At 44.5% G+C, this 13,280-nt stretch carries 18 protein-coding genes; 3 read left to right on the forward strand and 15 right to left on the reverse strand.

Annotated elements, in window-relative coordinates:
* Positions 1-203: hypothetical protein (locus M3629_RS27235; protein WP_251511991.1), on the forward strand; the 203-nt coding region annotated here is incomplete at its 5' end.
* A 314-nt stretch (positions 204-517) separates the two neighbouring features.
* On the opposite strand, the gene M3629_RS27240 is transcribed toward M3629_RS27235, so the two are convergent.
* Together M3629_RS27240 and M3629_RS27245 are read right to left on the reverse strand one after the other, a co-directional pair.
* Positions 518-748 (reverse strand): hypothetical protein, encoded by a 231-nt coding sequence (locus M3629_RS27240; protein ID WP_090924652.1) that lies wholly within the window; start codon positions 746-748, stop codon positions 518-520.
* Between the two features lie 171 nt (positions 749-919).
* Positions 920-1,537 carry a stage II sporulation protein M gene (locus M3629_RS27245; protein WP_251511993.1) on the reverse strand — a complete coding sequence of 206 codons (618 nt, stop codon included), beginning with the start codon at positions 1,535-1,537 and terminating at the stop codon, positions 920-922.
* Between the two features lie 122 nt (positions 1,538-1,659).
* Between M3629_RS27245 and pdaB the strand changes: the two genes are divergently transcribed.
* Complete coding sequence (pdaB, locus tag M3629_RS27250) at positions 1,660-2,436, forward strand: polysaccharide deacetylase family sporulation protein PdaB (RefSeq protein ID WP_251511994.1); 777 nt, start codon at positions 1,660-1,662, stop codon at positions 2,434-2,436.
* A gap of 171 nt (positions 2,437-2,607) precedes the next feature.
* Here pdaB and M3629_RS27255 read toward each other — a convergent pair whose 3' ends face one another.
* Positions 2,608-3,222, reverse strand: a complete 615-nt coding sequence (locus M3629_RS27255; RefSeq protein WP_251511996.1) for a KinB-signaling pathway activation protein — start codon at positions 3,220-3,222, stop codon at positions 2,608-2,610.
* 125 nt (positions 3,223-3,347) lie between these two features.
* Here M3629_RS27255 and gerD point away from each other — a divergent pair, with 125 nt between their 5' ends.
* Entirely contained in the window at positions 3,348-4,085 is a 738-nt protein-coding gene (gene gerD, locus M3629_RS27260) for a spore germination lipoprotein GerD (protein WP_251511998.1), read from the forward strand.
* A 137-nt stretch (positions 4,086-4,222) separates the two neighbouring features.
* Here the strand turns inward: gerD and M3629_RS27265 are convergent, their stop codons facing one another.
* From M3629_RS27265 to rpmJ, 12 genes are all read right to left on the reverse strand, one after another.
* Entirely contained in the window at positions 4,223-5,326 is a 1,104-nt protein-coding gene (locus M3629_RS27265) for an Mrp/NBP35 family ATP-binding protein (protein WP_285889056.1), read from the reverse strand.
* 78 nt (positions 5,327-5,404) lie between these two features.
* Positions 5,405-6,160 (reverse strand): N-acetylmuramoyl-L-alanine amidase CwlD, encoded by a 756-nt coding sequence (gene cwlD / locus M3629_RS27275; protein ID WP_251512000.1) that lies wholly within the window; start codon positions 6,158-6,160, stop codon positions 5,405-5,407.
* Positions 6,161-6,229: 69 nt separating this feature from the next.
* A complete protein-coding gene (gene sat, locus M3629_RS27280) occupies positions 6,230-7,399 on the reverse strand; it encodes a sulfate adenylyltransferase (RefSeq protein WP_251512002.1) in 1,170 nt (389 codons plus the stop codon).
* A gap of 121 nt (positions 7,400-7,520) precedes the next feature.
* Entirely contained in the window at positions 7,521-8,213 is a 693-nt protein-coding gene (locus M3629_RS27285) for a phosphoadenylyl-sulfate reductase (RefSeq protein WP_251512003.1), read from the reverse strand.
* Positions 8,214-8,864: 651 nt separating this feature from the next.
* Positions 8,865-9,257 carry a 30S ribosomal protein S9 gene (gene rpsI, locus M3629_RS27290; protein ID WP_090924661.1) on the reverse strand — a complete coding sequence of 131 codons (393 nt, stop codon included), beginning with the start codon at positions 9,255-9,257 and terminating at the stop codon, positions 8,865-8,867.
* Between the two features lie 19 nt (positions 9,258-9,276).
* Positions 9,277-9,714, reverse strand: coding sequence for a 50S ribosomal protein L13 (gene rplM, locus M3629_RS27295; protein ID WP_024633564.1), 438 nt, complete (start codon positions 9,712-9,714; stop codon positions 9,277-9,279).
* 204 nt (positions 9,715-9,918) lie between these two features.
* Positions 9,919-10,692: a tRNA pseudouridine(38-40) synthase TruA gene (truA, locus tag M3629_RS27300; protein ID WP_251512005.1), complete on the reverse strand. Its 774-nt coding sequence runs from the start codon at positions 10,690-10,692 to the stop codon at positions 9,919-9,921.
* Positions 10,693-10,852: 160 nt separating this feature from the next.
* Positions 10,853-11,218 (reverse strand): 50S ribosomal protein L17, encoded by a 366-nt coding sequence (gene rplQ / locus M3629_RS27305; RefSeq protein WP_017692102.1) that lies wholly within the window; start codon positions 11,216-11,218, stop codon positions 10,853-10,855.
* Between the two features lie 34 nt (positions 11,219-11,252).
* Positions 11,253-12,197 carry a DNA-directed RNA polymerase subunit alpha gene (locus M3629_RS27310; protein ID WP_024633566.1) on the reverse strand — a complete coding sequence of 315 codons (945 nt, stop codon included), beginning with the start codon at positions 12,195-12,197 and terminating at the stop codon, positions 11,253-11,255.
* Between the two features lie 136 nt (positions 12,198-12,333).
* Positions 12,334-12,729 carry a 30S ribosomal protein S11 gene (rpsK, locus tag M3629_RS27315; protein WP_068537278.1) on the reverse strand — a complete coding sequence of 132 codons (396 nt, stop codon included), beginning with the start codon at positions 12,727-12,729 and terminating at the stop codon, positions 12,334-12,336.
* A gap of 19 nt (positions 12,730-12,748) precedes the next feature.
* Positions 12,749-13,117, reverse strand: a complete 369-nt coding sequence (rpsM, locus tag M3629_RS27320; protein WP_056697730.1) for a 30S ribosomal protein S13 — start codon at positions 13,115-13,117, stop codon at positions 12,749-12,751.
* 20 nt (positions 13,118-13,137) lie between these two features.
* Positions 13,138-13,251, reverse strand: coding sequence for a 50S ribosomal protein L36 (rpmJ, locus tag M3629_RS27325; protein WP_003333770.1), 114 nt, complete (start codon positions 13,249-13,251; stop codon positions 13,138-13,140).
* Between the last annotated feature and the right edge of the window lie 29 nt (positions 13,252-13,280).

The following is a 13,280-nucleotide window of genomic DNA, read 5'->3' on the forward strand; positions in this document are numbered from 1 at the left end:
AATTTCGCAGCGTCGTTAAACGCGGTGTAACTCATCGGGGTATTGAAAAGAGCGATAAGCTCATTTTGAATCTGACGAGATTAAACATCTCATTTGTGTTCCAGTTTTCATACAGCCAGATGGCATGTACCAAAAACCTTCACGTCATTCTGCGAGCAGAATGTTTACTCACTCGTTGTTCAGTTTTCAAAGATCAAACATAATTTGATGCGTTGTTTTTCATTTTGCCGTCGTTTCAGCGGCGACTTTTATAATGTAACACATCCACGTTTTCTTTGCAAGCATTTTTTTCAACCGTTTTAGTTACTGTCTTATAAAAATGCTTGTCCAATCAAACGGCTCCTTAAAAATGGAACGAAAATTAATTTACCATATAGTTTCGAAAAGGTCAACCCTATTTCGACAAATAAGTTGATCATTCCCTTTAGCAAATGGCGAATACAATGAGAGGCGCATTCTCTATCTAGAGAACTACACCTCTCATCATAACGTTTAAAATTATATGTTCAGCTTTATTTTATAGCTTGGAGTTTTTTAACTTACCGCCTCTTGCATACTTGGATAACTCTTTAGGCGGGGCGAACCGTGCATACATACGAAAAACTGTTTTATACCGACTTGCTATAGCATATTTAATCTCCTGATCAAGACGATGGTCACTCAGATCGAACAGCATTTCATCCAACTCTTTGCGTAATACATAGTCCAGTTCCTTGCATTCCTTCTCGTTAAATAGCATACCCAGCATTAAAAGTTCTCCTTTTTGTGCATAGCCTCTATAGTCACACTACGTTCTCAGCTTTGTTTTTTGTTAAAAGCAGATCTCTTTTTGTCTGCACTGCTGAAACCCGTTTTATTGTTATGGTCAAATTACTGGGAATTTATGAATGCTGGGTATCACAAATTTTCACGAATGATTTCATCCTCTGACTAGTGCATATGTGAGTGTGCTCTCAATAACCGCTGCAACGAGAAGCAAGATGACTATCCAGAAGCTTGCCGTTAACGTCATATTCATAAACTCTTTCCATCTGGGACCGATCATAGCTCGTTTATCGCTTCCCAGTTGTGCCAAGCTTCGTACTACCACCCCGCCGAACCTCAATCCAAATGCACAGGCAATAATAATAACCGGGATTTCGATAATGCCATGTGGAAGTAACCCCTTCACGACAATATCAAAAAAGCTTGCCCCATAATTCATCGTGGTGTGAACAACAAAGCCGAGCACCATCCCGTTAATTATCAGAAAAATGATGGGTAAGATACCGAAAATAACTCCGGCATAGATAACCAGCACACTTTTGATCGCATTGTTGAAAAAGATGAACAAAAAGAAATTCCATTGCACATTACCGCCTTGCTCCAACTGTTGGCTGACTTGACGAAGCCCCTCGATCTGGCCCAATAATAACTCTTCCAGGGGCCCTGTACTCAGCCATCCTGCTCCTATACCAACTGCAAACAACAAGAATGACCAGATTAAAGCTCCTCTAATCGTACCCATATCTCTTATAAACGTACTGAATTTTAGCATAACAACCTCCTATAAACAGAAATGATGGACCAACAAAGATGGAAAACGAATAACTGGGCGGTACGAGCATACATTGAAAAGTAAACAAGCATTTCTTTATTGGGAGAGGGGCGCTTAGCGAAATGAACTCGTTCTATGTATTCAGCGGCAAAAAGATCAAACGTAATCTGATTGTGCTCGTTGCTGCCATTTTTGCGATTGGTATTATTTATTTGGAAAGTGGCAACGTGTCAGTGTTCTCGGAAGAAGCACCTTCCGCCGTCTACAGTGTACCGACTGACAAGAAAGTCATTGCACTTACCTTTGACATTAGCTGGGGTGATAAACGAACTGAACCGATTCTTAAAGTTCTTCAGGAGAATAAAGTGCAGAAGGCCACTTTCTTTCTCTCCTCACCCTGGAGCAAAACCCATCCCGAGATTGTGACTGCCATCAAAGATGCAGGCTATGAGATCGGTAGTCATGGACATCGGCACGAGAACTATACTAGCCTGACCGAAGAGCAGATCCGCAAGGAGATTTCGACAGCTCACAGCATTTTAACCGATTTAACGGGAAAAGAACCCAATTTGCTACGATTGCCTAATGGAGATTTTGATAAGCGCGTGCTTCAGGTGGCGAACAGTCTAAACTATCAAGTTGTTCAGTGGGATACGGATTCTCTGGATTGGAAAAATCCCGGGGTACAGACGATCGTGGATCGAGTCGTCAGCAAAGCACATCCCGGTGACATTGTCCTGCTGCATGCCAGCGACTCATCGAAGCAGACCCATGAGGCACTTCCAGCCATCATCGACAAATTAAAAAATCAGGGTTATGAATTCGTAACCGTATCCGAGTTGCTCAATCATTCCACCGTAGAAGGTAAGGAAGTACGTGATCAAGCCAGTGGCCAATAAGGCACATGGTGTAACCTTTTTTAGATCTTCTGGCAGAAACGGCAAGTCGACAAATGAATCCCATACTAAAAAGTTGAAAAAGAGCTAACGCAGTTAGCTCTTTTGATTTTTTCATAGATATGAGACCTTACTCATGAGTATGACCCTTAAGTATTTTATGACGACATTCGTTTAACGACTAGGAGCAGGATTTACAGCCCCTTCTTTTGAATTATCGACAAGTTTGTGCAGGATCAGCATCTGATATGCATTACATAGCAGCAAAGGGATCACAATAAAGATGGTGGCCGCATTAACGTCAATACGCAGTACACCGATCGTTTCCACTGCAGTCACAGCGATCATGAAAAAGAGCGTTGGCACTAGCGCAGAGATATGTGTCTGTTTCACTTTCACGTAAGCGGTAACAATTGCAGCCGCCAAAATGATCAGTCCCAGCACAATGTCCGAAATACGCTCTCGACCTCCTCCGACAAATAAACGCAAAAACATGAGGTCCAGCAAAGCCAGTACAGTCAGCACAATCTGCACAATCTGCCATCCACGTCTTGGAAATACACCCTTGCCCATATAATTCAAGATGAGATATGCAAAGAAACCCATTTGTGAATATACGCTAATCATCACTCCAGAGCCAAACAGAATTAAAAGATATAACATAAAGTCTGCAATTCCGTTTGTTTTCTCCCCGTTGACCAACATCATAATCAGTCCCGTTCCTAACGCTCCTGCGTCGCCAATAAGCAAGGCTGTCCAAAACAGGAAAAACCATCTACGCAAATTCAAATGTTTTCCACCCCCGAGAGTTTATTTTACCAACCTTCACAGCAAAAAACCATCATTGCTCAACATATTTCCCCCTTTCCCATCACATACTACATCCAGTATCTAATCAAGGAGGGATTGTACACATGAAAAGGCCTATGTGGCAACTATGCTGCATTGTATTAGGGCTATCCGTCATGCTCGCCGGCTGCGGTTCAGATCAGAGTTCTTCGCCTCCTCAGGGCAGTTATAAAGAGATGAAAACGATGGTCGTAGATATTTTGAAAAGTGATGAAGGTAAGAAGGCTGTTGAGGAGGCTCTAACGGGTCAGAGCTCCTCTAGCGGAGGCGGCAGTGGTGGCTCGGAAGAGAGCGGTGGCTCTGGTGGCGGCTCTGGAACGGTTGGTATGAAAATGTTAATGCCCATGCAATCTTCGGAACAAATACGTATTGCCGTTAAAGATACCATAACCGCTCCTGAATACCAGAAGGAATTCGAGAAAATCATGACCGATCCGCAATTTGCTGGTGAATTCGCCAAAGCGATCAACGGACAAAGCAAACAACTGCATATGCAGCTAATCAAAGATCCGACGTACCAGAAATCCATCGGGGATATTATGAAATCACCTGAGGTATCCAAAATGTTTATGGATATGACCAAAACCCCGGAATACCGAAAACAAACCATGACCGTTATGCAGGAAGTGATGCAAAATCCTTTGTTTCGCATGGAAGTTCTTACTTTGCTGAAAAAAGTGGTACAAGAAGAACTCCAGCCTAAAACGGAAAGCGGTGGTGGGCAGAAGGGTCAGGACGGGGGAGATGGTGGCAATGGTGATTCTGGAGGTGGAGACTCCGGTGGTGGTGGCGGAAGCTCATAAGGCTATGGCGCTGATGCAAATTCTCTAACAGATAATATGTGATCCCTTTTTTGGAAAATTTGTAATGATGTCAAAAAGCCTGCATCCAAAGGACGCAGGCTTTTATATAGCCACATTAAATTCCATATTAACAAACCTTATTCAAACTTAGACTCAATCGACTTGGCAACTTCGTCATATATAGCGCCTATTGTAGTCTCTGCCTTGTACACAGACGGTGAGAAATCCGGCTCTGAAGGATGGTTATCCGGAGCACCTAATGGAATCTGGGCAAGCAGCACCGTGTGCAAGCTTTCGGCAAGACGTCCGCCCCCTCCACGACCAAAGACATACTCCTTCTCTCCACATTTACCACATTCGTAATAAGCCATGTTCTCCACTACACCTAATAGCTCATGCTCCGTTTGAATGGCCATCGCTCCGGCACGTGCCGCTACAAAGGCCGCAGTGGCATGTGGAGTGGTAACGATGATCTCTTTGCTCTGTGGCAACATCTGATGTACATCCAGTGCGACGTCCCCAGTGCCTGGAGGCAGGTCCAATAACATGTAATCAAGCTCACCCCACTGTACATCAGTGAAGAATTGGCGCAGCATCCGGCCAAGCATTGGGCCACGCCAAATTACAGGGTTATTTTCCCGAATGAAGAACCCCATAGACATCACTTTGACACCAAAACGTTCGACGGGTTGAATCACCCCGTCCTCAACAACCGGATATTCCTCGATCCCCATCATATCCGGCACACTGAAACCATAAATATCAGCATCAATGAGTCCGACTTTCTTTCCTTGACGTGCCAAAGCAGCAGCCAGATTAACGGTGACGGTAGACTTGCCCACGCCCCCTTTACCACTAGCTACGGCAATAAAACGAACTCCCGAATCAGGACTTAACAGCTCATGTCCATCGAGACCAGCTGCATGGCCTTTTACAAGGACTTCATCCTGATCTTGCTCTTCTTCTACTTGTCCCAAGTCAAGGCTCTGACGGTCATGCTCGGACGCTACTCGTGTGCGGATATGTACATCCTTCACTCCATGCTGGGACAGCAAGTTACGTGCAGCATCCGTTAAAGCGGTTGCATCTTCTGGCCGATTCTCCAGTGTCACCATGCTTAAGGCCACATGATGTTCTTTCACCATAATGTCACGTATCCATCCCAGCTCCGTCAAGCTTAGTCCCAGCTGCGGTTCCTGTAATGGCTGTAAAAGTTCAAGTATCTGTTCTTTTGATAACATCAGACAGCACCTCGGTTTTATCTATTGGCATGTGTTAGGTATGCTGTTCCAATTATAGCACTACCTTTCTTCTTATGACTAACTTTTCGGACGTTCACCAGCAGAATATCGGAGAATACCGTTATAAATAGACGCAGCTACTTTCCGTTGGTACGTTTCTTCAGCGAGCAGACGAGCCTCTTCGGGGTGGGACAAAAAGCCGACCTCAACGAGCGCTGACGGGATTTTCAGAGCCTGAAGCAGATAAACGGTACTCACCGTTTTGGCTATACGGTCTGTATTTTCCAGATTCCGAATCATTTCGGCTTGTAGCAGATTTGCAAGACCTTCGTTATCAGGATGATTAGGCGTATAGAAGACTTGTGCACCGCTCCAACGATTAGATGGCACACTGTTCATGTGAATGCTGATAAATAAATCCGCTTGTTTATCTTCAATCTGTCTTACTCTCTGTTTCAGATCCTCTGTCTTGCGTCTGGAGTATCCTCTCGTCCCCTCGTCAGCCAAATCCTTATCGATTTCACGCGTCATCACAACTAGAGCGCCAGCCTGCTGTAGATAATCTCTAACATACAGCGCAATGGACAAATTGATATCCTTCTCAATGACTCCCTGTCTGCTCACTGCTCCCCCATCCGGTCCTCCATGACCTGCATCAATTGCGATGACTTTACCAGCCAGAGGCAGACTCCAATACCCTGACGTTTTGGCCGAGGGCATCTCATACGAAACTACCGCTACAAACATAGCCATCAAACACAGGCTCAACATAACCCTCTTCACCGTTTTTAATCGGATCCAGACTACCAGATGTTTCCCCATGTTTTTACGCATAAAAAAAACCACCTCGCCCCTATAAATGACTCTAATCATCTATATGGGACAAGATGGACAAATATACCCTTAGGAATGGACTTGCTCAGCCATACCCTCAATCAATACCTCAGCAACCTCAGGACGTGTAAATTCTGGCGGTGGACATTCACCATTACGCAACAATCCACGTACCTTGGTTCCCGACAAAGTCATATGATGTTCCTTGTCATGAGGGCAGGTTTTGCTGGAAGCCATATTTCCGCATTTGGTGCAGAAGAAACTGTGTTCAAAGAACAGTGGTGTAATGCCCAATTCCTCCGCCGTAAAATTAGAGAAGATCTCTTGTGCTTCATAGGTTCCGTAATAATCACCTACACCCGCATGATCACGCCCCACGATAAAGTGGGTACATCCATAATTTTTACGTACCATTGCATGGAAAATAGCTTCACGAGGCCCTGCATACCGCATGGCAGCCGGAAATACACCTAGAAACGCACGATCGGCCGGATAATAGTTCTCCAGCAGTACCAGGTAACTCTTCATGCGCACATTCGCTGGAACATCATCCGACTTCGTCTCACCTACTAGTGGATTTAAGAAAAGTGCATCCACGATTTCCATTGCACTCTTCTGGATATACTCATGTGCCCGGTGGACAGGGTTACGCGTCTGAAAACCAACAACGGTTCTCCATCCTTTATCCTGAAAAATCTTACGTGTCTGAGCCGGGTCATAATAGAAATCTTCAAACTTGGCCGGTTTCGGACGGTTCAACACTTGAATTGGACCTCCTACATATGTTGCAGGACGCTCCAGCAGTTTTTTCACACCAGGGTGTTCAGGATCATCGGTTTTGAAAACTCGACGTGCTTCCTCTGCCTGATCCACCTTATAGATGCTTTGAACCTCGAGCAGACCGTACGTTACTCCATCCGCTTCACCAACAAGAGCTACAGTTTCACCTTTACGAAGTGAATCAGCCTGTTGATCATTTACAGCCAGTGTAATCGGTATGCTCCATACTGTGCCATCTGCCAAACGCATTTGGGATACGACAGACAGATAATCTTCCTCATTCATAAAGCCTTGAAGCGGTGAAAACGCACCTACACCAATCAAATCCAAATCTGAGATCGTCCAGGTGTTAATCTGCAATGAGTTCAGGTTTTTGCTTTCCTGCAATAATTGCTCACGTTCTTCTCCTTGTACGATACGCTGCACCAGCGTACCTCCATGAGGCAGAATCGAAGTCATCTTGTCAGCTCCTTGTTTTATACATCCGTTTTTTGAGGTGATAGCGGCATTATAATTCATAATTTTAAAAATGATTTTACTGAAAAAGACATTTGCATTGTCATTACTCTATTGACACAGCTTATTTATGCAAACCGCATTCCGTTTTATCATTGCCAGACCAACGTCCCGCACGCGGATCTTCACCAGGCATAACCTGCCGTGTACAGTGCTCGCAGCCGATACTTGGGTAATTCTGATCATGCAACGGATTATACGTTACGTTATTGGCACGGATGTACTCCCATACATCCTCATTCGTCCAGTGTGCAATCGGATTAAATTTCATCAGACCAAATTTCGTATCATATTCGACCTTCTTGGCATTGGCACGAGTAGGTGCCTGATCTCTGCGAATACCTGTAATCCATGCATCATACTGCGAAAGAATACGTGTCAAGGGCTCTACCTTACGAATGTTACAACAAGCATTGGGATCGGATTTCCACAAGTCTTCCCCATGTTGAGCAGCTTGTTCTTCTGGTGTGATTTTTGGCGATACTTTTACAAACTCAAGGTTGTACTTTTCTTGCATCCGATCACGCGTATCATATGTTTCCTGAAAATGAAAATCTGTATCCAGATAAAATACATCAGTAGATGGACTAATTTTTTGCAACATATCTACAAGCACAACATCTTCTGCACCAAAGCTGCAGGCAAAAGTAATATTAGGAAATGTTTCAACCGCATAGCGAATAATGTCCTCCGGACTAGCTTGCTCCAGTTCCTCTGCTTTTGTACGGGCCAATTCTTCCTTTTCTAACAAGTTCATTGTTCTTTTTCCCCCATTCATAATCTGAACCACATAAAGCCGACTAATCTAATATGAATTATGTATAGTATAAATCTTTCACTCGGGATGTCAATGCCTGCCATCTGGTAAATTACATCAGTTGTACTCACTAAAAACAGTAAAACAGCGCTCTATTTTTAGTGCTTATTAGGCTCTCCTATAAAAAGCAGGCATAATTATACAACATCTCATGAATGCAAATTTCAAGTTCACTATTCCCTAAAGAGCGAAATTCGTTGCTATTGTTGGCTTTATGAGATGAACGATGAAATATCTTGCATTATTAGACAGCGTAATCTTATAAAGAACCGTCCTCATTAGAGGATATTGAAAGCCGGAGTCTGAAACTCCATCAAACAACAAAAGTAAGAACCCTTTATCGTATTCATAAAAAAGACTGATAACTCAGATATGAGAAAAACGATGATCATCTGGAGAGATGGTATGACTAAAACGGCTAAGATTGTGATAACCATATTTAAAACTATACAGAGAGTCAAGCCATGAATGGGCAAGCGAGGATGGGCATATTAGATGAATTTGAATTTAAAATATGCAAACATTAAGTATAACCTATAGTGTATAAAATATAAAAAAAGCCCTTGGCCGAAGCCAAGGACTTTGAAAATCTTAACGTTTGGAGAACTGAGGTGCGCGACGAGCCGCTTTAAGACCGTATTTTTTACGTTCTTTCATACGTGGGTCACGAGTCAGGAATCCTGCTTTTTTCAGGGATGCACGGTATTCCGGATCTGCTTTGAGCAGAGCGCGTGAGATACCGTGACGGATCGCGCCGGCTTGACCGGAGATTCCGCCACCATGAGCGATAACCAAAACGTCATAGTTAGTGAGCGTTTCTGTCAAAGTCAGTGGTTGTTTTACGATCAGTTTGAGTGTTTCCAAACCGAAGTATTCATTAATATCACGTTTATTGATGACAATGCGTCCTTCACCCGGTACAAGGCGAACACGTGCTACCGAATGTTTACGACGACCTGTCCCATAGTATTGTACTTGTGCCATGAAACTGTCCTCCTTTTAATTAACCGCGAAGTTCGTAAACTTCTGGTTTTTGTGCTGCGTGTGGATGCTCAGTGCCTCTGTACGCTTTAAGTCTCAGCTTCATTTTCTCGCCCATGCGAGTTTTAGGAAGCATACCGCGAACAGCCAATTCCAACATACGTTCAGGTTTGTTTTTAACCATCTCTTCAGCAGTAGTTACTTTCAAACCACCTGGGTGCATCGAGTGACGGTAGTATTTTTTACCTTGCATTTTTTTACCAGTCAATACAATTTTCTCTGCATTGATGATAACAACGAAATCGCCAGTGTCCACATGTGGAGTGAATTGTGGCTTATGTTTGCCGCGGATCAAAGCAGCTGCTTCGCTCGCCAAACGTCCGAGGGTTTTGCCTTCAGCATCAATGATGTGCCATTGGCGCTCAACTTCGTTAGGCTTCGCCATGTACGTAGTACGCATGAAAAGTTCCTCCTTAAATGTTCAAAATCATCATTTTCATTTATCTTCGTTCGTTAAGTGATAACTTTAGGTGTTGATGGATAGTTGTTGCGATGTGAACATCTTAATTGGGGCTGTGGGAAAGCCATTAAGAAAACACAACTTTTATATTACATGATAAGAGACCAATTCGCAAGTATTATTTAAGCTTTTTACTCACCAAATTTAATCTTTTTTGTATTCGAGATCCCAGAGCATTAAACCGCAACTCACTGCAGTAGGTCCTGCAGCAGAACGATTGCATGCAGCAATCATATTCGGTACATCAGAGGCTTTCCGTTTGCCCTCTCCAATCTCCAGCAGCGTCCCGACAATGATACGCACCATATGCTGCAAAAAGCCGTTACCACTCACATAAATATGAATGACACCCTGATCGCGAGGATGGTTCCTACACATTGAACGGTCCACTTCTATCCATGCTTCGTATACCGAACGTACATGATTCTCTTTCTGAGACTTGCGTGAAGCAAAGGAAGTAAAGTCATATGTGCCTATGAAATGACGCAGGCCTTCCTCCATAGCAGTAATGTCCAGCTTGGCATGATGATGATGCTGCAGTCTTCTGTTAAAGACATCCGGAAATTGGTTTGCATTGACCGTATATCGATAGGTTTTCTTTTTCGCTGCATAACGAGAATGAAAATCTAGCGGTACCTCCATTGCATCAATAACAACAATGTCAGATGGCAATCTGGAGTTGAGTGCAATACACCATCGTTCCACCGGAATCTGGGACGCTGTAGGAAAATTGAAGATTTGTCTGCGGGCATGAACGCCTGCATCCGTTCGGCCTGACCCCGTGATTTTCACCGTCTCACCAGTCAACGCACGAATGGCATCCTCAAGGTGGTCCTGAATGGTATTACCTCCTGGCTGTACTTGAAAGCCGTAGTAGGCCGTTCCATCGTAAGTTACCGTCATACATAAGTTGCGCATATTACCACACCTTTGTTCCATACTATACATAACCCTATCCCGAACAGCAAAAGAAGCCCCTTACGGAGCTTCATTTACAGCACGAATTCCGAAATGAAGAGAAAAAAAGGGTTGACCCAGAATCTTGGACTCTGTCCCCTTTCCTCATCTCACATCTGTATTACGCGCGGTCTACCAGTTCCAAGTAAACCATAGGCGCTGCGTCACCACGACGAGGTCCCAGTTTCAGGATACGTGTGTATCCGCCTGGACGCTCAGCGTAACGACCGGACAATTCGCTAAACAGTTTTTGGATTGCATCTTGCTCACCATCGATCGTTTCGCGGCGAACATATGCTGCCACTTGGCGACGGGCATGAAGATCTCCCTTTTTCGCTTTAGTGATCAGTTTTTCAGCAATAGAGCGAACCTCTTTTGCTTTCGCTTCAGTTGTCTGAATGCGCTCGTATAAGAACAGGTCGGTTACCAGGTCACGGAACAAAGCTTTACGTGCGCTGGAATTACGGCCCAACTTTTGGTATGCCATTGTTTTCCCTCCTTCACTTCAAGCACTCAGCTGTCTATTCTTCTGTACGTAATCCCAAACCCAGTTCCTCAAGCTTCTCTTGAACTTCTTCCAAAGACTTGCGTCCGAGGTTACGGACTTTCATCATGTCTTCTTCCGTTTTCGTAGTCAGCTCTTGTACGGTATTAATACCGGCACGTTTGAGGCAGTTGTAGGAACGAACAGAGAGATCCAGCTCTTCAATCGTCATTTCGAGTACTTTTTCTTTTTTGTCTTCTTCTTTTTCAACCATGATCTCTGCATCCTTCGCTTCGTCTGTAAGACCCACGAAGAGCATCAGATGCTCGGTCAAAATTTTAGCGCCGAGGCTTACAGCCTCTTCAGGACGAATACTTCCGTCAGTCCAAACTTCCAACGTGAGCTTGTCATAGTTGGTTACTTGGCCTACACGCGTATTTTCCACAGCGTAGTTTACGCGGCTAATCGGGGTGAAGATGGAATCGACAGGGATGACGCCGATCGGCTGGTCATCGCGTTTATTCCGATCTGCCTGGACGTAGCCGCGACCGCGATTGGCAAAAATACGCATGTGAAGTCTCGAACCTGGTCCAAGCGTAGCAATGTGAAGATCCGGGTTAAGGATTTCTACATCGGAATCAGCACGAATGTCTCCAGCCGTGATTGCTCCTTCGCCTTCAGCATCAATCTCGAGCACTTTCTCCTCGTCAGAATGAATTTTGAGCGACAAAGCTTTCAGGTTAAGGATAATCTCTGTAACGTCTTCCATTACGCCAGGAACTGTAGCAAATTCATGCAGAACGCCATCGATTTGAACCGAAGACACTGCCGCACCCGGCAGTGATGAGAGCAGGATTCGGCGAAGCGAGTTTCCAAGCGTCGTACCGTATCCGCGCTCCAGCGGTTCTACTACGAATTTCCCATAGGTGCCATCATCGTTGACGTCTACCGTCTCAATTTTCGGCTTTTCGATTTCTATCACTGCAATACCCCTCCTTCAAAACGTCGGTCCTTTATGAAACATTTACCTTCTCTTGCGAAAACATGTAGTAGTATGCCTAAACAACCATTATTAGCAGATTGTGCCGGAAGTATACCACACGCAGGGGCAAATCTCATTAGACACGACGACGTTTTGGAGGACGGCATCCGTTATGCGGGACTGGAGTTACGTCTTTGATCAGGTTAACTTCAAGACCAGCAGCTTGCAAAGAGCGGATCGCTGCTTCACGGCCTGCGCCTGGTCCTTTAACCATAACCTCAACGGATTTCATCCCATGCTCCATTGCAGCTTTGGCAGCAGTCTCAGCAGCCATTTGTGCAGCAAACGGAGTCGATTTACGGGAACCTCTGAATCCGAGGCCGCCGGAGCTTGCCCACGAAATCGCGTTTCCGTGAGGATCCGTAATAGTAACGATAGTGTTATTGAAAGTGGAACGGATATGTGCCACGCCAGATTCAATATTTTTACGGTCACGACGTTTAGTACGTACGACTTTTTTCGGTTTAGCCATTTTCTCTTATCCCCCCTTATTATTTCTTCTTGTTCGCTACAGTACGACGAGGACCTTTACGAGTACGAGCATTCGTTTTCGTACGTTGTCCACGAACAGGCAGACCACGACGATGACGAACTCCACGGTAACAACCGATCTCCGTCAAACGTTTAATATTCAAAGAGATTTCACGACGCAGGTCACCTTCAACTTTGACCTCTTTGTCGATACTTTCACGCAATTTGCTGACTTCATCTTCCGTCAAATCACGAACACGAGTGTTCTGATTGATGCCTGTAGAGCTCAGAATTTTCTGGGAAGTCGTTTTACCGATTCCGAAAATATAAGTCAAGGCGATCTCAACGCGCTTATCACGTGGCAAATCCACACCAGCTATACGTGCCATTTTACGCTACACCCCCTTCATTAACCTTGTTTTTGTTTGTGTTTTGGATTTTCACAGATAACCATTACATTCCCTTTGCGGCGAATGACTTTGCATTTTTCGCAAATCGGCTTGACCGAAGGTCTTACCTTCATGTGAATTACCTCCTCAAAGTTCTGCTTAG

This window comes from Paenibacillus polysaccharolyticus (genome assembly GCF_023714295.1).
GTDB lineage: Bacteria > Bacillota > Bacilli > Paenibacillales > Paenibacillaceae > Paenibacillus > Paenibacillus polysaccharolyticus_A.